Source organism: Xylanibacter sp., assembly GCF_057607445.1.
Genome location: NZ_DBLZAX010000003.1, coordinates 197,169 through 217,442, shown reverse-complemented (window position 1 = coordinate 217,442; position 20,274 = coordinate 197,169). Strand labels below are relative to the sequence as shown.

The 20,274-nt window shown below is 47.1% G+C and carries 9 protein-coding genes; 7 read left to right on the top strand and 2 right to left on the bottom strand.

Translation table 11 applies throughout. The annotated features are described in order from the left end of the window. Positions 1-2 precede the first annotated feature (2 nt). Positions 3-2,480: a M6 family metalloprotease domain-containing protein gene (locus tag ACZMIG_RS04135; protein ID WP_487889118.1), complete on the top strand. Its 2,478-nt coding sequence runs from the start codon at positions 3-5 to the stop codon at positions 2,478-2,480. 236 nt (positions 2,481-2,716) lie between these two features. Here ACZMIG_RS04135 and ACZMIG_RS04130 read toward each other — a convergent pair whose 3' ends face one another. Then, positions 2,717-3,775: a glycoside hydrolase family 43 protein gene (locus ACZMIG_RS04130; protein ID WP_487889117.1), complete on the bottom strand. Its 1,059-nt coding sequence runs from the start codon at positions 3,773-3,775 to the stop codon at positions 2,717-2,719. A gap of 410 nt (positions 3,776-4,185) precedes the next feature. Between ACZMIG_RS04130 and gpmI the strand changes: the two genes are divergently transcribed. Continuing rightward, the gene (gene gpmI / locus ACZMIG_RS04125; protein ID WP_487889116.1) at positions 4,186-5,709 is read left to right on the top strand and encodes a 2,3-bisphosphoglycerate-independent phosphoglycerate mutase; all 1,524 of its coding nucleotides are present in this window, start codon (positions 4,186-4,188) and stop codon (positions 5,707-5,709) included. Between the two features lie 826 nt (positions 5,710-6,535). Here gpmI and ACZMIG_RS04120 read toward each other — a convergent pair. Further along, positions 6,536-8,125 (bottom strand): helix-turn-helix domain-containing protein, encoded by a 1,590-nt coding sequence (locus tag ACZMIG_RS04120; RefSeq protein WP_302024295.1) that lies wholly within the window; start codon positions 8,123-8,125, stop codon positions 6,536-6,538. Positions 8,126-8,461: 336 nt separating this feature from the next. Between ACZMIG_RS04120 and ACZMIG_RS04115 the strand changes: the two genes are divergently transcribed. The 5 genes from ACZMIG_RS04115 to ACZMIG_RS04095 all read left to right on the top strand — a co-directional run bounded on the left by ACZMIG_RS04115 (position 8,462) and on the right by ACZMIG_RS04095 (position 20,258). Next, positions 8,462-13,144, top strand: a complete 4,683-nt coding sequence (locus ACZMIG_RS04115; protein WP_487889115.1) for a choice-of-anchor J domain-containing protein — start codon at positions 8,462-8,464, stop codon at positions 13,142-13,144. A gap of 98 nt (positions 13,145-13,242) precedes the next feature. After that, entirely contained in the window at positions 13,243-15,921 is a 2,679-nt protein-coding gene (locus ACZMIG_RS04110) for a M6 family metalloprotease domain-containing protein (RefSeq protein WP_487889114.1), read from the top strand. 15 nt (positions 15,922-15,936) lie between these two features. Continuing rightward, on the top strand, positions 15,937-17,700 hold the full coding sequence (locus ACZMIG_RS04105) for an Omp28-related outer membrane protein (RefSeq protein WP_418874135.1): 1,764 nt from the start codon (positions 15,937-15,939) through the stop codon (positions 17,698-17,700). 1,265 nt (positions 17,701-18,965) lie between these two features. Next, entirely contained in the window at positions 18,966-19,631 is a 666-nt protein-coding gene (gene ung, locus ACZMIG_RS04100) for a uracil-DNA glycosylase (RefSeq protein WP_021855918.1), read from the top strand. Between the two features lie 33 nt (positions 19,632-19,664). Then, positions 19,665-20,258 (top strand): DUF3109 family protein, encoded by a 594-nt coding sequence (locus tag ACZMIG_RS04095; protein ID WP_487889113.1) that lies wholly within the window; start codon positions 19,665-19,667, stop codon positions 20,256-20,258. Positions 20,259-20,274: the final 16 nt, after the last annotated feature.

The window sequence follows — 20,274 nt, the reverse complement described above, 5'->3', positions numbered from 1 at the left end:
ATATGAAAATACCAAATATTTTTATAGCCATCGCATCATTTCTGTTTGCCGTGGCAACAGCAAACGCCGTACCAGCCTATCCCGGACTGCTGAAAATAACACAACCGGACGGAAGCGTGCTTACATACCGCATTGTCGGCGACGAACGTTTCCATGCATTCACAACAACAGACGGCCACATGATAAAGGCTGATGCCAATGGCGTAATGCGTTATGTAGAGTCAATATCTGAAGACGGCACACCCGTTATGGGCATGATAGCACATAATCCTGACATGCGACAGGCTGCAGAGGTAGAGCGGCTGAAAGCCATAGGCACAGCAGACTTCAACAAAGCTTACGATGAGAACGTAATGCGTAAAGCGCCCATGCAGAGACTGCCAGGACCGACATTCCCGACAACCGGCAATCTTAAAGGAGTGATTCTGCTTGTTGAATTTGCCGACAACTCTATGCAGGAGGGACATGACAGCAAACTGTTCCATTCTGTAATGAACGAGGAAGGCTTCAGCCTCAACGGGGCTACAGGAAGCGCACGCGACTACTTCATATCACAATCGATGGGCAAGTTTACTCCTGATTTCGACGTCTTTGGACCAATCAAGCTGAAGAAAAGCATGATGTACTATGGTGCCAACGACAGCTACGGACAAGACTCCAAACCCGGACTGATGGTAAAAGAAGCCTGTGAATATGCCAGCGAAGAACTTGGAGTTGACTTCACAAAATACGACTATAATGACGACGGTATTGTAGACTTTGTCTACATTATTTATGCCGGATATGCAGAAAGCTACGGAGCATCGAGCAATACTATATGGCCACATGCCTCAAACCTTGTATCACTAGGTATAAGCTGTAATGTCAACGGCAAGCAAGTTCAACGTTATGCATGCTCAAGCGAACTTAAATATGTATCGGGAACACAGCTTGAAGGCATCGGCACATTCTGCCACGAATTCAGCCACGTACTCGGTCTTCCTGACGCATATAACACACGAAACCAGCAGATGGTACAGCTCGGCGTATGGGATGTCATGGACACCGGCAACTATAACAATGAGTCACACACTCCCCCTGCCTATTCGGCTTTTGAACGTTTCACCGTAGGATGGCTCGACTTCGTTGAACTCGACACTCCTGCAGACCTTGTTACATTGGACGAACTTACCCAAAACAACGTGGCATACAAGATAAGCACGGCTGATGAAAACGAATTCTTCACATTAGAGAACAGACAGCAAAAAGGCTGGGATGCTTACCTTCCCGGACGCGGACTTATGATTTTCCATGTTGCATACGACCAGTCTGCATGGGACGGCAACTATGTCAACAGCGGAACAATACAGCGATATGACCTTGTTGAAGCGGACGGAACACAGGGTATCACAACGGAAAGCGACCTCTACCCCATTGCCACAAATAACATGTTTACAGACTACTCATCACCAAGTTCGCTGTCATGGGATGGAACGCCAACTGAAAAAGGAGTAACTAACATAACTGACAATAATGGCGTGATTTCATTCTCGTTCATGAAAGACCGTCTGAAACGCCCTGTTGCAGAAGAAGCCTCTGATATAACATCATCGTCCTTCGTGGCTAACTGGCAGGAAGTTGAAGAAGCTGAAAGCTACAGGCTCAACCTGCGCGAGATACTGCCCGACTCCATCAATCCTGTCATCACCGATGAAGACTTCTCGCTTATGACCAGTGGCGAATACCCAAAATCTGACATAACAGACATAGGCGAAGACCTTGACAGCTACATGGCCCAGCAAGGGTGGTACGGATCAAAGATTTACCAGTCAGGCGGATATATGCAGGTGGGTTTCTATGGGCAAAATGGTATGCTCAGATCTCCCGTGTTCGAGTTTGCTGACTGTAACGGTTACGCGACGATGGCATTCAATGCCGTGTCGTATCCGGGCAAAACCGTAAGTTACACTATAAGTCTGACCGATCCTGACACACAGGCCACTATACAAAAGCATAGTCTGAAGGCCAATAAAACCGAAAGCGAGGTTGTCATTTTCTTCAAAAACGTTCCGCAAAAGGCCTACTTTGTCATTGAGACCAACAAAGAACGCGCATATTTCAACGACCTGCGCATACTGAAAGATTCTATAGGAAAGGATGATGTATGGAATGCAGGTCCTCAGGAATGGTCTGTTGACAGTATCAGCGGAACCAGCTATATGGTAGATGGACTTACCGCCAACCGTACTTATATTTACAACGTACAGGCATTATCCACAGAGGAGCTGAAGAGTTCTCTACCATCTGCAGATATACAAGTTACCACGACAATAGGCACCGGCATCAAAAATTTTGAATCTTCAGCCACCAGAAAGATTGCATCCGTATCTTTCTACGATCTGTCAGGCAGGAAGATATCAGGAACAGCCAAAGGCATTATCATACAACGTATAACTTACGACGACGGATATGCTGAAGCAAGAAAATTGATTATACCATAAATTTTAAAACCATACAATACATTCTTTTACACAATAGCAAGCCTCGAAATATCAATAATGAATTTCTTGGGCTTGCTATTGTTTTATTACAATTTCTAATAACCGGCTGGAATTATTTTTCAAGACAAGACCTGATAATAACTATAAGTCAAGCTGGCGTCCAGGCGCTCAAAAGCATATTATTTGATAAAACTGATATGTTCGCCACAAGGCACCAAGGGTGACATTAGCCCCCCTTACCTGCCTGCGCATACACCAGTCTTTGTCTGTTCAACATGCTTCATCGTTCCGTCTGAATTATAGTGCAGCTCGTCTACACAGACGCTGCGGCGGCCTATGGCACCGCGGTGGCCGTCTAATGTCAATACGGCATTGTGATAGAACAAATACCAGCGGCCGTTGAACTCTATTATGCCGGGATGTATGGTGTAGCTGTTTTCTGCCGGACCGGTCAGTTCGCCGCGGTATGTCCAAGGGCCGGCCACATCAGGCGCCGTGGCATACGAAATGGCTTCCTTACCGCCACCGTCAGAGGCGTAGGTCAGGTAATACATATCGCCTCGCTTGTGCAGCCACGGACCTTCCATGTATTTCGGAAGATCAATCACCTGTATTTCGCCGTCAAGCTCTGTCATGCCGGGCTTCAGCTTTGCCATGAAGCACGTGCCGTTGCCCCAGCAGAGCCATGCCTGGCCCTTATCGTCTACAAGCACCGTTGGGTCGATGTCATTCCACCAGCCGCGCTCGCCGTTTGACGTCATCGTGTCGCACACCAGCGGCTTGCCTATCGCATCCTTGAACGGACCTATAGGCGAGTCGCCAACAGCCACTCCAACAGCCTTGCCCGTATATGGCGCACCGGCCTGCACCGTGGTAAAGAAATAAAACTTGCCGTCTTTCTCTATAACCTGTGACGCCCATGCCTCGCCTACAGCCCAGCTGAAGTCGGCAGGACTGAGCACAGCGCCATGGTCTGTCCATGTCTGCATGTCAGCTGTAGAATAACAGAGCCACTCGGTTATGTTAAACTCTTTTCCGCCTGAAGCCGTGTCCTGACCGTCGTAATACTCATCATGGCCTACATAGAGATACAGCCTGCCGTCATGAACCATAGGGGCAGGGTCGGCTGTAAACTTGTCTTTCACAAGCGGATTGCCTGTGTTCGTGAATGTTCTCACTGCCTGGACGTTGTCCTTCGTGCCACGCCTACAGCATTCCGAGCCGGCTACTTCTTGCGCACAGGCACACGTTGCACCCATCAGACCAGCCGTAATTAATGCTAAAAATGTTTTCATAATATTTGTATGTTTTTGTTTTTTAAATTTCTTCTTGTCAGCACCTGCTTCCATCATGGCAGGCACGCCCATGCCTCACTGCACGTCTGCCAGATGCAAATATAAAATTTTGTTTTTGCCGACAGACATATAAAAGAATAAAATATACGCGCATGACAAGAAAAGGCATACATTTGAAACATAATAAAATAACTGATACGGATACTGCCTTACGGATCGGTATGGCAACAAACATACAATAATTGTAATGAGGATGGACGGACCAAGTTACGCGCAGTGAATTATGAAACAAAATTCAGCATTTGCCAATTGTAAATTGTGAATTTTCAAAAAACCTCTTTACGCATTTTGCTGTTAACGACAAACTTAGTAACTTTGCGCCGGAATTCTTACATTATATAATATAAACTATGGCAAAAAAAGCATTATTGATGATACTCGACGGATGGGGTATCGGAAAGCATGGCGCAGGAGACGTAATTTTCAACACACCGACGCCTTATTTGGATTATCTTTACGCCGTAAGCCCTCACTCACAGCTGCAGGCTTCAGGCGAGGATGTAGGTTTGCCTGACGGACAAATGGGTAACTCTGAGGTGGGACACCTCAACATCGGAGCAGGACGCATCGTTTATCAAGACTTGGTTAAGATTAACCGCGCATGCAAGGACGGCTCAATACTTAACAACCCCGAAATAGTTAACGCATACAGCTATGCCCGCGACAACGGCAAGAAGCTGCACCTGATGGGTCTGACCAGCAACGGCGGTGTACACTCTTCACTCGACCACCTGTTCAAGCTCATCGAGATATCAAAAGAATACGGACTGAAGAATACATACGTTCACTGCTTCATGGACGGACGCGACACCGACCCGAAGAGCGGTGCCGGATTCATCAAGGAGCTGACAGAGCAGTGCGAGAAGAACGACGCCCACATAGCAAGCATCGTAGGACGCTTCTACGCAATGGACCGCGACAAGCGCTGGAACCGCGTAAAGGAGGCTTACGACCTTATCGTTGAAGGCAAGGGCAAGAAGGCTACCGACATGGTTAAGGCCATGGAAGAGAGCTACGCCGAGGGCGTTACCGACGAGTTTATCAAGCCTATAAGCAACGCCGGCGTTGACGGCACGATACAGGAGGGCGACGTTGTTATCTTCATCAACTTCCGCAACGACCGCGCAAAAGAGCTTACACAGGTGCTCACACAGCAGGACATGCCGGAGGAAGGCATGCACACAATAAAGAATCTGCAGTATTACTGCATGACTCCGTATGACGCATCGTTCGAGGGCGTTCACATCCTCTTCCCGAAAGAGAACGTACAGGACACCCTGGGCGAATATCTGAGCAAGCAGGGCAAGAAACAGCTGCACACAGCCGAGACAGAGAAGTATGCTCACGTAACATTCTTCTTCAACGGCGGACGTGAGGCTGCATTCGAGGGCGAGGACCGCATCCTGGTTCCTTCTCCAAAGGTTGCAACATACGACCTGAAGCCTGAGATGAGCGCATACGAGGTTAAGGACAAGCTGGTTGGCGCCATCAACACTCAGGAGTATGACTTCATCGTTGTCAACTTTGCCAACGGCGACATGGTAGGCCACACCGGCGTTTACTACGCCATTGCCAAGGCTGTTCACGCCGTAGACAACTGCGTAAAGGACGTTATCGAGGCTGCCAAGGCCAACGGATATGAGGCAATCATCATAGCTGACCACGGAAATGCCGACAACGCCATCAACGAGGACGGCACACCTAACACAGCTCACTCGCTGAACCCTGTTCCGTTCATCTACGTTACAGACAACAACAGCGCAACCGTAAAGGACGGCCGTCTGGCCGACGTTGCTCCTTCAATCCTCCACATCATGGGTCTGGAGCAGCCGTCTGACATGACAGGCGAAAACCTTATCGAGGACAACAAGTAACAACATTCCGACTGAACAGTCAGTAGGAAAAGATAAAAAATAAAGGGACGGGCATTTTTTGCCCGTCCCTATATTTTTATACAGACATCATCTACTTGCACCAAAAGTTTCCTTGAGCGCAGCGAAAAAAGACAAATGCTTTTCTCTTGCCATCGGATATGTAGCAGCAAGACTAATTACCGGCTGATTTGCAATTGTCGTACAAGCGAGAGCAGAAGCAAATTATATTTGGTTATGCCGAGCGCAGCCAACAATCAATAGAATTAATCTGCCGGAATAGAGTATAAGGATTTTAATCCGCTTGCTTCCTATTTTTGATTAATAAGTAGGAGTTTCGGATCACAGATCCTAATATCTAATGCTGTCGGATAGCATATCCGACAGAACATTAGTCTTGTGTATTCTTATCAATCACTACGCATTTGGATTTTTCAGTTTTACCTTTTCACTTTCGCAAGACATTTTTCATTAAGCACAGCGCCTGCTCTTCACTTAGCGACACATCCCCACACTTTAATGACTGCAAAATAAAGAAAATAAGCGGTCGGTTTTTGCATAAAAAGTGGCCCGTTTACGTATAAAAAGTGGGCCACTTTTGACACATAAACGGGCCATTAACAGTCTGAAAGCAAAGTCATGACATTTACTTAACGGTACTCGTTGTAATAGGACATAAATATTTAATCCGAAATATAAACGCCATAAAAATGTTACGATTTTTATGGTATTTTTCAAACAGGCTTAAAGATCTGGCAAATATCACAACAACTCAAGCCTTAGTCAAAGACATAAGATATGCGGTCTGCGCCAAAAAGAGATAACAGCATCAGGCCTCATCGTCAGGCTTGTTGGTCATAAGGCGCTGATAGGTAGAAGGCGTCATTCCGTTCACCTTTTTGAAAGCCTGTATGAAGCTTGCTGCCGAGTTGTAGCCCAGTTCCTCATATATGGCCTGCAGCGTCATGTTGCCGTAATGCTCCTTGTCCGAGAGACGACGGCACGCCTCGCGTATGCGGTATTCACTGAGAAACTGTCGGAAGTTCTTGCCGTAGACATCATTAATAGCCCACGAAACATATTTGGTGTTAGAGCCAACCATCTGCGCAAGCATGTTGAGGTTGAAGTCGGAGCGCGATATCACGCTCATGTCTGCCATCACGGTGTTAATCTTGTTCAGCAGCAGGTTCTTCTGCTCTTCGCTCAGCAGCGCTACGGCCGTGCGCTCTTTCTTATCAGCGTCGTCGGTCTTTCCGTCTGCATCTTCAGCCTCGCCTTCAATGTCAACGGCACTCTCCTGCCCTGCCTCACCGGCAACATCGGGCACACCGTCCTCGTGTACAGTATTTACAGCTTTTGCATATTGCTCGAGCAACAGGCGGCTCTGCTTGTCAGACTTCATCAGTTCCTCGTTCTTACTTACAAGCAGTATCTGTGCGTCGGTAAGCTTGCGGTTCTTCAGCCTCAGCATACGATACAGCACGGTAAGCACAATAAGCATGATGACAAACACGATGATAACCACAAGCTGCGTGGTGTTGCGCGTTGTAAGCGAGTCGATGAGCTTCTGATTTACGGCATTTTCATATTTAAACAGCTTGCTGCCAGAGATGTAAAACTGACTCTTGTTGAATACCGAGTCAGACAATTCAAGATACATTGCCTTATATTTGGCTGCCGAATCAGCCTGTCCCGCACTGGCATAAGCCTCACTGAGACTTTTATACACTCTCGACATTTTGTCTGAGTTATCTATCTTTAATGCCATCTCACGACATTCCTTAAAATATGCAATTGCTGTTTTTGCATCTTTACGTTTCAGCGCAATATTTCCAAGTTCCATATACGGTGCCTGAACATACATAAGCGGCATATTACGCTCCTTTGCAAAAGCATACGTTTCCTTATAATAATACTCAGCCATAGCATAGTCTCCTGCCGTCTGAGCTATGAATCCCTGATTATTAAGACAATAATACTGCCTTAGCTGCTGGTCCTGTACGGGCAGCCTCATCATAACATTAAAAGAAGCCTTTGCCCTCTTAATATCTTTCATGAAACAATAGCACACGACAATATTAGACAAGAACTTAAACTGAAGATCTACATCTTCTGCCTTCACGGCAGCCTTATACCCTCGCTGATAATAATGCAGACATCGGTTATAGTCGCCTATGCTTGCATATATATTTCCGATACAACCGATACATGCATTATATACCCGATTGTTCTTTTCATTTTCGGCTTTGTCAAGTGCCCTTGTATAATAATCCAAGGCTTCAGGAAAACGTCCGGTAGAATAGAACACATCTCCTTTAGTCTTCAGAACAACTGCGCTGTCCGACTTTTCTTTAGAAGCAAAAGACGGCAACGTAAAGACAAAAGAAAACAACAACAGCAACAAGACTTGTAATTTCATCAAGAATAATATTTATTAATAAAAGGGGGTACTAAATTTTTCAGCAGAATCATCAGGCATACCTGAATCTTGAGCCGTGATACAGATTAACTCATGCAAAGATACAAAATAATATTACTTAAACGTGAAAAAAAGACAAAACAATAACAAATTGAAGTAACGCCCATAAAAAGTCTATATTGATAACATAAATATACATTTCAAGCCGTTTTTGTTAGGTTTTTTATTTAAATTCAAGAATTTAAAAACAAGTCGGAACATAAAATCATGTTTTTTATAGATAAAATAATATTTTTGTCAAGCGTTTTAAGTTTAACAAATATAAATATAATGCTTATGAAAAGAATTATCCATTATTTTGTAGCTTCAGCGGCATTGTTGTTCTGTTGGACATCGACAGAGGCACAGGTAGTAATGAAACTGCCTGAAACGAACAAAGCGGCAAAAAGCAATGCCGGACAAATGCAGAAGGCAGAACCGGCCAAAGCTAAAGCAGAAAGCATGTCAACAGACTATAAGAGTCCGTGGCCATTACAGACTTTTGATGAAAAAACAATCTACTCAAGATTTATAAAAGAAAAAGGTAACGTACCTACATTAATTGCACCAATACCATACAAGACATCTGCCAAGGCAGAAAGCGAAATCCTATATACATATACAGGATTCAACGCCGGAGCCGGATTAGATGAAAACGGAAATGCAACAGGCGGCATGGTAAACTTTAATCTTACACCATTTGCCTGCGACACCGTGTCGTCAGATTCAGGACTTTCGCCTTATTCATATACGGCAAAAGGCAAATTGTATTGTTTCTTGCCTATTCAAGATGGTGCCACAGGCAACTATAACACAATAGTCAGAACTGTATATGATGCCAACACTCTTGAATTGCTGAGCAAAAAGACATTTACCAACGCTAACGGCAACTCAAGCTATGTGCCATACATGATGTCCTACGACGATCAACGTGACGTTGTTTTCGCAATTTCAATGGAAAACGTTAGATATCAGGGATACGGCGGAACAGACTACTATCTTAATATATTAGACACGGCAACATGCCGCCTTCAGCGAGTTGGTTTCTTAGGTTCATACCGTGCTTACAAGACATCGGGTAACTATAATCCCAAAGGATTTGTAGCTGGCTATGGTTCGTTATTCGTACAACTCGCCGACGACAGTATCTACATGGCTAAAATAGATCCGGTAACGTGCAAGACAACCATTATTGGCCGGACCAAAATGCCAAATCAATATGTCTATGGCCAACAGCCAATGATATATAACGTTGCAGAAGGAAGTTTGCTCGTAAACCATTATGACTTCAACTACGGAACAGTTTACTATAAAGTCAGTCCATTTGTGCCATATGGATCAAAAGAAGATACATGTAAAACCGTATTAGTAGAAAAAACTCCTACAGGCTTCACCTATTTTTATAAAAGGCCAGAAGCAGAGACGACTTTCTCTAAATTACAGTTGGACGACATCAATGACTTAGTTGTATCCGTTGCAGAAGGCAGTAACGACGCAAATATATCGTTCACAATACCGTCAACTGTCAATGGTGGGGAAAATATTGAAATACCGCAATGGGCATCAGACAAAGTACGCCTTTACTTCTATGTTGACGGAGCCAGCGTAAATCCAACAGGCGTTCCCTCACAGCCCACATTGGGCAGCAAAGTCAGCTGCAGCATGGAAGGTCTTTCTTCAGGCATGCATATCGTTACAGTACAGGTATATCCGTTGTACAGCGAAGTTAGTGGAGGCAGATTCTCAAAGACTATAGTATGCGGATACGATGCACCTGCAGATGTAGCAAATCCTACTCTCACAATAGAGAATCAACAGGCAACAATCACATGGGAAGCTCCCGAAAAGGGATTGTATGATGACTTTGGAAGTATCTTTGACAAATCTGACATATCATATACAGTTGTACGCAATGTCGACGGAAAGACTATTGCCGAGGACATAACCGAAACAACTGCCGTTGACACAGACATGCCGAAAGAAATACTCACTCACACATATACCATTTATGCAAAGAGCCATGGCAACGTAAACCGCGGAACCGTAACAAACAGCATAACGGCAGGACTATATATGCCTATGCCTTATGTCAACACATTCTCTGATATGTCTGACATCGACGGATGGGCTATATACAACTTGAACAACGACGGAACAGCCCTGACATGGCAATACAACAATATCTATGGACTATTAACTTGCAGCGGTCGCAACGGATGTGACGACTGGATAATATCACCCGCATTTGACCTGAAGATCGATTCTTTATATATGCTGTCTTATCAGCTGAGTGTTTCGTATGAAACAGCAAGTCTGAAAACGACAATGGGCAATAGTAACACTGTTGAGTCACAGAACATTGTAATAGACGACCTGTATAACTTTGCAACTGAAGGTACTGAAACAAAACGTTATTATATCACCCCAACTGAAGACGGCTACTACAATTTCGGTCTGCATGATTACGGAATAGGAAGCAGCCCGGTATCTATTGACACATTCATTGTGAAAGCCATCGCTTCAGTAGAAGCTCCTGATACAGTATCTGCCGTTAACTTCGTTCCAGACGCAGTTGGTGCTTTAGGCGGAACATTCACGTTCACATTGCCTTCAAAGAGCATCGACGGCAAACAGATTTCAGAACTCACAAAGGTAACTATATACGATCTTAAGGGGAATGCTCTTGCCACCAAGACTGACGTACGTCCAGGCGAACAGATTACATTGCAGGTTAAGGCAGCCAAAGGCTTCAACACATTCTCAATCGTTGCAGCCAACGCTAATGGCGAAGGAAGACCTATGGACATAACAAAATATGTTGGACCTGACGTACCAAAAACGATATCAGACCTGACAACCAAATGGGGTGAAGAACAGAACATTGCCGTATTGTCATGGACGAATCCGACAGAAGGCGTACACGGAGGATATGTTGATCCGGCAAACTTCAAATATACTATCTATAAATATGACGTGAACGACTGGCCAAATTATACAAAACTTGGCGAAACCACAGGCGAAAGCGAAGTTGAAATACAGATTATGGACGCTTCTGACGCACAAGACCAGTATATATTCGGCGTAACAGTTTCTAACGATGAAGGTGAATCTGACTACGTGCGTTCAGGACTGGTGATGGGTACACCATACACACTGCCATACAATGAGGCCTTTGCCGAAGCCGGAGTAGACCATGCACCATACCTCATCGGCGCAGGTATAAACAATCAGGCATGGACCATCGACCCGGGTTATTACAATGCAAAGATTCAGCCATATGGACAGGACGGCGCACAGCTGCTGTGTCTCAACACCGGTTCATCAGAAGGCTCTGCATATTTCATCTCTCCGATAATCGACTTCGAGAAGACAGAGAAGCCTATGTTCTCATTCTGGCTGCACCACTCTGACGCAATGTCTGAAACTGCATATATTAAAGTTATGGCTTCAACTGACGGAAGCAAAGACTATGTCGACATCAGCGAAGAGATTAATCTTACCGGCAACAACGGATGGCAGGAGCACATTGTTGACCTCTCAGCCCTGAACGGCAAGAAAGCACAGATATCACTCTATGGATATATGCCTAACCCGGCCGTAAGAATATTTGCAGACAACTGGAGCATCTACGAGGCATCCGGCAAAGACCTCGCCGTGACAGGCATAACACAGCCTTACATGCCGGTAGTGGGCGACACTGCAACAATCAGCGTAACCGTTGTAAACAAGGGTGCAAACGAAGCCACAGGCTACTCTGTACTGTTCAATGTCGACGACATGACCATAGACGAAGTAGATCCGGAAGAGGCCCTGGCAGCAGGAGCATCACGCACATTCACGTTCACTCTGCCTATAACAGCAGCGAAGAAGAACATACTCTACAACGCACAAGTGCTGTATGACGGCGACCAGAACGAAGAGAACAACCTTAGCAGCGACGTAGAACTCGACCCGCGCAACATGAATCTGCCCGCTCCTACCTCACTGACACTCAGCAATGACGACGAACTGGCATGGACCGCACCTGAAGCAATGGACGGACGCGAGGTTATGCTCGACTTCGAGAGCCTGCCGGCATTCGCCACAAATGAGATTGCAGGATGGAAGACTGTTGACAAAGACGGAAACCTGTCAACAACATTCATACAATATTACGGCAACTATTGGCCTTATGCTAACCAGCCTCTGGCATGGATGACATGGAGCGCTAAGGAAGCCGGATGTCCCGACGCAGCAGTATGGACTCCGTATGAAGGAGAAAAGTGTCTGATTCACTGGGGCAACTATGGTGCCGACGCCGAAGGACGTCCTAACAACAATCCTGACGACGACTGGTTTATCTCACCAGAGATTAAGGGCGGCACAGAAATTTCGTTCATGACTCTCTCTAATGACGCTACAAGTTCTATCGAGATTCTGACATCTTCGACAGACGACAAGCCCGAATCGTTCACCAATAAGGTTACTGTGGTTGAATATCCTACAATAAGTACATGGAAGGAAGTAAAGGTAACGCTCCCGGCTGACGCTAAGTATGTGGCAATACACACTATCCTTGACGGCTTCGGCATCATGATAGACAATATTGCCTACACAGAAGCAAAGTCACCTGTGCTGAAAGGCTACAAGCTGTATCTCGACAATGCCGTTAACAGCCTCGTTGCTACAAACAGCGCAAAGGCCACAGCCAACGGAACCTACGCAGTAAGCGCAGTTTACGACCTTGGCGAATCAGACCTGTCTAACACTGTATCGGTAACAACCGGTATAGCTGACCTGCAGACATCTGACGTGAAGGTTATGGCTGGCAACGGCTGCATCATAGTAAAGAATGCTATCGGACAGAAGGTTGAGGTGTTCACTCTCAACGGACAGAAGGTTGCAGGCAGCGTTGCAGGCGAGACGGCAACTTATCAGGTAGCAAAAGGTGTTTATGTGGTTATGGTAAGCAACAAGCCATATAAGCTGATTGTTAAATAATAAGTTAGAATAACAGAAGCCACGGGGCTGGCACGGTAAGCCAAGTGTCATGCCGGCCCCTTACGGCTTCTTTGTTTTTATATATAAAGACATTAAGCATGAAACGACTTTTTATCTCAATAGCCATTCTATTATGCGGCATCTGCAGCACTAAAGCCATACCGGCTGACCCTACGCCAAAGAAAGTGATTCAGCCCGACGGCACAAGTCTCACGGTGCTTATGCGGGGCGACGAGCATCGCCATCTGCTGTTCACCGAAGACGGATATCCTCTGTTTTTCAACCTTAAGACCAAAACCTATGAATATGCCAGACTCGACGGCAGCAAAATAACAGGAAGCGGTCTGGCTGCTGCAGACAAGGACATGAGAAAGACAGAAGCCAAGAAATATCTGGCTTCTATAAATATTGACGCATTTAGCCGCGCGACAGCCGGCAACGGAATGAGAAAGGCACCTAAGCGAAGCGACTATCTTATTAGCGACTTCCCCACAATAGGACGCCAGAAGTCTCTTGTCATACTGATTCAATTCAGCGACGTCAAGTTCTCGTCTATAGACAACCCTCACCAGTTTTATGACGACATGCTCAACAAGGAAGGCTTCACGTGGAGCAACGGAGCAAACGGCAGCGCACGCGACTTTTATCTGCAAAGCTCTAACAGTCTGTTTGACCCCGACTTCACTGTGGTTGGTCCGGTGACGCTATCAAACAAAGCCACCTACTACGGTTCTGACGACAAGGGACAGGACTTCAGAATGGGCGAAGCTATAAAAGAAGCATGCGAGCTTGTTGACGATGAAGTGGACTTCTCCGAATACGACACCAATGGCGACGGATATGTCGACAACATATATTTCTTCTATGCCGGCGGCGGACAGGCCGACGACCCTAACGGAACAGAACTTATATGGCCCCACTCTGCCATCGTTGAGGAAGCATGGGACATGAAGCTCGTCTACGACGACAAAGTGATAGGCCATTACGCCTGCAGCAACGAATTGCGCTATAGTGCAGTTGGCAACCTGCAGCCTTCAGGCATAGGCACATTTGTCCATGAGTTCGGCCACGTGCTCGGACTGGTTGACCATTACGACACTTCATATGGTTACTTCACCTTCGGGCTCGGAGCCTACGACACCATGGCCTCAGGCTCATACAATAACAACATGCACACGCCGCCGCTCTTCTCTGCGTTTGAGCGTGCCGAACTGGCATGGCTCGACTATGACATACTGGACAACAACGCCGACAGCATAACGATGATTCCAAACCTGGCATCGTCAAACAAGGCTTTCCGTGTGAACGTTCCGGGAAAGGACAACGAGTTTTTCGTGCTTGAGAACCGCATACAAAGCGGATTCGACACATACCTGCCGGGACAAGGCATGCTTGTATGGCACATAGATCAGGACAAAGACGCATGGGAGAACAACATCGTAAACATAGACCCGCAGCATCAGCGCGTAGACATTGTTGAAGCTGACGGCATACTGTCAGAAGCGACACGCTCGGGCGACACCTTCCCCGGCTTTGCAGGAATAACACAGTATGAACTCACATCGTGGGACGGCGCAAGCCTTGTATCGTTTGATGACGTCACGCTGGACGGCGACACAGCCCAACTGCTGCTTGCCGGAACGTCATTCAGCATGCCTGCACCGGCTACAATAGACGTTACAGACATAGCCGACAGCAGCTTCGTGTTCTCATGGGCGGCTGTCGAACACGCCAAATATTATGAAGTAAGCATATATTGCACCGACGGCAACAGCCAACGCCAATATATCGGCGACTTTGACCATAAGCGTTACACATCGCCTGAGACGATAAAGATAGACGGTCTTGTGCCGCTTACCGACTATGTCGTAGCCGTAAGCGCCGGACTTGGCAGCTATATGTCTGAAGAAAAGAATGCTCCAGTGCAGACTCTCGATCTGGCCTTCGCCAAGCGCAAGCCTGCAGGCTTAGCCGCAACAGATGTCACAGAAACGGGATTCAAGGCTAAATGGGAAGCCGTGCGCGATGCAGACGACTATCGTCTGACGGTAATGAAACATGGCTATTCCGATGAACTCTCGGCAAAGGGATATGACTTCAGCAACAAGGCAGAAGGCATGCCTGACACATGGACTTCAACGAGCAGCATGTTCTACTCGGTTTCGGGCTACTACGGCGAAAAGGCACCGTCGCTGCGTCTCTCGTCAGACGGCGACTATCTCGTGATTGCATACAACGAGATGCTCATCAGCAACCTTAGTTTCTGGTGCCGCGCAAAGAGCAATACGGAAAAGATATACGTAGAGGCCGACCGTGGCGACGGAGTATGGACCGAGGTGAGTGTCATCAGTCCATCAGTAGACGGAGCCACTGAGCGGGTAAGCTTAGACGAGTGCAAGCAGGTGCGCCTGCGCTACGGACGCACTTCGGGCTTTGTAGTTATCGACGATGTCGTGGCTGAAGGCAAGGTGGTGGAGCGCACACCGGTAAGCGGATACGACGGACTGTCTGTAGGCAACGTGCTAAGCTACGACGTAAAAGGGCTGAATCCGGGAGCAACATACAGCTTCATAATACGTGCAGCACAGAACGGCGAACTGAGCATCAGCTCTGACGAATGTGCGCTGACACTGCCCAACAGCACAGGCATAAGTCAGGCTGTGGACGATTCTGCCGCAGGCAAGACTGAAGTGTACGACCTCAGCGGACGCAGAATGCCGGCAGGAGCGTTGCCTCATGGAGTGTACATCATTAACGGAAAGAAAGTTGTGAAATAAAAAATATTTAGAGTTATGCAAAGACTGGCAACAATAATACTTGCATTGCTGCTCAGCATAGGCGCAATGGCACAGTCAGGAACGGTAAGCATGGGGTTCTGCAACGGTCAGATGGCCGATGAGGGCGACATACAGCTGAACGGCAAAGGATGGGTGTCGTGCGCAACTAAACTGCCGTCATCTGCCCTCGACGCATACAAGGGCAACACCATTTCGTCTATACGCGCAGCACTGCTTAACCGCATAAACATCGACACGCTGAAGGTATGGATACGCACCAATCTCGACGGCGACAACATAGCCGAGGGATACATCACACGCTCCTCTACTCCCTCCGTGAGCAAGGGATGGAACGAAGTGGAGCTGACCGAGCCGTATGAGATAACCGAGAATGCCGGTGACATATACATTGGCTATTCTTTCCATCAGAGAGCCAACGTAGTGGCAGTTTCTATCGTTGGCGAACCCGTGGCAGGCACATCATATCTCAAGATGGGCGACGCTCAATGGCAGGACATAAGCAACAAGGGCGTTATCAGCATGGAGGCAATAATAACGGGCAGCTCGCTGCCTAAGCAAGACCTCGGACTGCTATCTGCCACAATAAGTCCGTGGCCACAGAGCGGAGTGAACGCCCTGAAGGTTAATGCCGCCATACACAACTACGGCATAGAGACCGTGAACGGATTTACCATAAAATGCACCACAGGCGAAACTGTCTGCCGGACACACATCGACACGCCCATTGGGCCTACGTCAAGCACGTCGTGCTCGTTCGTCATCGACCCGGGCATCTACACCGACAGTCAGGCCAGCTGGAGCATAGATATTGAAAGCATTGACAACGGTACAGACGAAAACAGCACCAACAACATGGTTGAAGCGGTGTGTACTTATCTGAAAAACGTTCTCATAGAGGAGTTTACGACAGAGAAATGCAGCAACTGTCCGAGAGTGGCAGGCTATCTGCATACGGCAATGAACTCGAGCAACGACTATAGCGACAGGGTGTTCGCCGTGTGCCATCATGCCGGCTACTATACCGACGAGTTTACCCTGCCCTGCGACGAGGAGATGCTCTGGCTGTTCAACAACGGCTCCAGCTGCTATGCTCCGGCTATGATGATAAACAGGCAGCCGTATCATGAAACGGGCAACTCTGCCGGAAGCAAGACCGCCGTTTATCTGCCGCAAAGCCCTGACGACATCACGTCGTATATCAACACAGAGATGGAGCTGACGGCAAATGCTGTTGTAGGCATAACGTATGAATTCAATACCGACTCTACAGCGGTTACGGCAAACGTCACCTGCCTTAAAAACGACAACCTGATATGCGCAATGCCACATCTGACAGTATACCTTACTGAAGACGAGGTTAAAAGTCTTTTTCAGGAAGGATATGAAGGACAATACTATCAGCAGCACGTAATCCGCGGATACAACAGCACATGGGGTGAGCCTGTAGTGTGGGACGGCAATTCGTTTACATACTCATACACCTTCGACATCGACAAGGAGTGGAAGAAGAACAACATGAAGATTGTGGCTGCACTTGCCAACTATAATCCCGACGACGCCACCGACTGTTCCGTGGAAAATTCGGCGGCCATAGACCTGATAAAGAAAGAGACAACGGGAATAAACACTGCTGAAGACAACGGCTGTAACGAACCGGCTGAATATTTCAATCTGTCGGGACAGCGCATAGCCAATCCGCAGCACGGCATATTTATCGTGAAATACAAGAATGGCCATACAAATAAAATTCTCAAATAGCACTATTTTTCTTTGATAATGGTAAAAAAATGGATTTAGAGAAGAAGCCGGGAGCGTGATGTTTCCGGCTTCTTTATTTTTCTCCCTTCAACAGACTAACAGAAATAATTACCGAAAGCATATCTAAGAACGATTTTATGTTCATAAATTCTATATCTAACGCCTAGGCATATAAAACATTCTTCTGCCTTTATAATGGCCTTATCAGAAAGACGAAATAGAAGAATATACCCTGAAAAGCCGGCAAAAGCATACCTTTCATGATGCAAAAGGCATGCTTTTACACTGTAAAAGGTGGCTTTTCATAAAGCGAAAGGTGGCATATTGCAAATGATAATTAGAAGAGCATAATTCGGGCGATAACAGATGTGAGTTTTACCCTAGTCAACTTTAATCATGGAAAAAACTCTTTGAAGTCAGCCAAATTTAGAAAAGGACAGACAAATACATCAATAAAAAAGTTTTTATAAAAAACTCATCACTCGTCACATCTAGCCTTAACTCTCTGTATGACAAGTGATTAAAGCGTGACGAGTTGGAATTTCAACTCATCACACTCAGAGAAAATCTACTGTAAGCTTCTGATTCCGGTTGACTTCAAATAGGATTTTAACAGACGTGTGACGAGTTGGAATTTCAACTCGTCACACCATAAGTAACACATTTACAACACTTTACATTGAGATGTGACGAGTGACGAGTTTTCTGCAAAAACTTTTTTATACCGCATTTAGCCAAAACAAGTCCGGGCAAGGAACGGGGTTAAACATCAATCTATGAGCCAAGGAAAATCTACAAAAACATAAATATAGGACTGACAGCGCTCATGGATGCCCGAAGGGCTACACCTTAGTAACCGTGGGTGTGCCACCCACGGACAACCGACCACATTAAAACAAGCACCCGAAGCGGTGCTATTTTATATGAGGTTACTAAAATGTCGCAAAGTAGCACCACTACGGGTGCTTGTAAAATTGCACGTTGTCAGTCCGTGGGTGGCCTTCGCATTGCTACGGCACCCACGGTTACGGAAATGAAGCCCTTCGGGCTATCCCGTCGCATAGCACAAGCCCGATACCGTAATTACACTCATGGTAATCATTCTTGATTTCGTTTATCCATTATCAACATTCAATCAGATATTCTAATCTGCCGGAATAAAGACATGCTGAGCGAGAGGCGACGGCACAAAGATTGGCGCAAAAATTTGACTTTCAAAGAAAAATATGTATTTTTGCATTGGTTAAAAAATTACACTTTGAATTATGGACGTAAAGATAGAAGAGTCGTGGAAACAGCATATTGGCGGTGAGTTTGAAAAGCCTTACTTTGCCAATCTTATCAACTTTGTACACGACGAATACCGCAACCATACGTGCTATCCGCCGGGACGACTTATCTTCAACGCCTTCAACCTGTGCCCGTTCGACAAGGTTAAGGTGGTGATACTCGGACAAGACCCCTACCACGAGCCGCGGCAGGCTGAGGGATTGTGCTTCTCGGTGAGCGACGGAGTGCCGTTTCCGCCCTCGCTTATCAACATATTCAAAGAGATTGAGAACGACCTCGGCACGCCGATGCCGCAAAGCGGAAGCCTTGTGCGCTGGGCACAGCAGGGCGTGCTGCTGCTAAACGCCACGCTGACCGTGCGCGAACATGCTGCCGGAAGTCACCAGCGGCGCGGCTGGGAGGAGTTCACCGACGCTACTATCAGCGCACTGAGCAGAGACCGCGACAACTTGGTGTTCATCCTCTGGGGCGGTTATGCCCGCAGCAAGGCACAGCTCATAGACAACTCGCGCCACTTGATACTGCAGTCTGTCCACCCGTCACCGCTGTCGGCCAACCGCGGCGGATGGTTCGGCAACCACCACTTCAGCCTGACCAACCAGTATCTGCAGCAGCACGGCATGGAGCCGATAAAATGGTGAAAAAACGACATTATATCACAATAGACAACGAATATGGATTTACCGATAATACAGGTGGGCGACGTACTTGTGTCGCCCGACATTATAACAGAGCAGTTCTGCTGCGACCTCGATGCCTGCAAAGGCGAATGTTGCATTGAAGGCGACGCCGGAGCGCCTGTAACGATGGACGAGATAGGCGGCATTGAGGATTCGCTCGACACGGTGTGGACCGACCTTTCGGCCAACGCACAAGCCGTGATAAACCAGCAGGGCGTGGCGGACATCGATCCGGAAGGCGAACTCGTAACGAGCATAGTCAACGGCAAGGATTGCGTGTTTACATGCTACGAGAACGGCTGCTGCCTGTGCGCCTTAGAAAAGGCTCACCGCGCCGGCAAGACAGAGTTCTGCAAGCCCATAAGCTGCGCTCTCTACCCTATCCGCGAAAAGAAACTTTCCAACGGTCTGACCGGCCTCAACTATCACCGCTGGAGCATCTGCGAGGCTGCACGCGCCAAAGGCAAGGAACTGGGACTGCCCGTGTATAAATTTCTGAAAGAGCCGCTGACACGCCGTTTCGGTGAGGAATGGTATGCCGAACTCGAAGCCACCGTTGCCGAGCTGCACAAGGCTGGGATGATATGATAAAGGCCGTAAAAGA

Coding starts and splice junctions, on each gene's coding strand:
- ACZMIG_RS04135 (WP_487889118.1), top strand. CDS start 3: ATGAAAATACCAAATATTTTTATAGCCATCGCATCATTTCTGTTTGCC.
- ACZMIG_RS04130 (WP_487889117.1), bottom strand. CDS start 3,775: ATGAAAACATTTTTAGCATTAATTACGGCTGGTCTGATGGGTGCAACG.
- gpmI (WP_487889116.1), top strand. CDS start 4,186: ATGGCAAAAAAAGCATTATTGATGATACTCGACGGATGGGGTATCGGA.
- ACZMIG_RS04120 (WP_302024295.1), bottom strand. CDS start 8,125: ATGAAATTACAAGTCTTGTTGCTGTTGTTGTTTTCTTTTGTCTTTACG.
- ACZMIG_RS04115 (WP_487889115.1), top strand. CDS start 8,462: ATGAAAAGAATTATCCATTATTTTGTAGCTTCAGCGGCATTGTTGTTC.
- ACZMIG_RS04110 (WP_487889114.1), top strand. CDS start 13,243: ATGAAACGACTTTTTATCTCAATAGCCATTCTATTATGCGGCATCTGC.
- ACZMIG_RS04105 (WP_418874135.1), top strand. CDS start 15,937: ATGCAAAGACTGGCAACAATAATACTTGCATTGCTGCTCAGCATAGGC.
- ung (WP_021855918.1), top strand. CDS start 18,966: ATGGACGTAAAGATAGAAGAGTCGTGGAAACAGCATATTGGCGGTGAG.
- ACZMIG_RS04095 (WP_487889113.1), top strand. CDS start 19,665: ATGGATTTACCGATAATACAGGTGGGCGACGTACTTGTGTCGCCCGAC.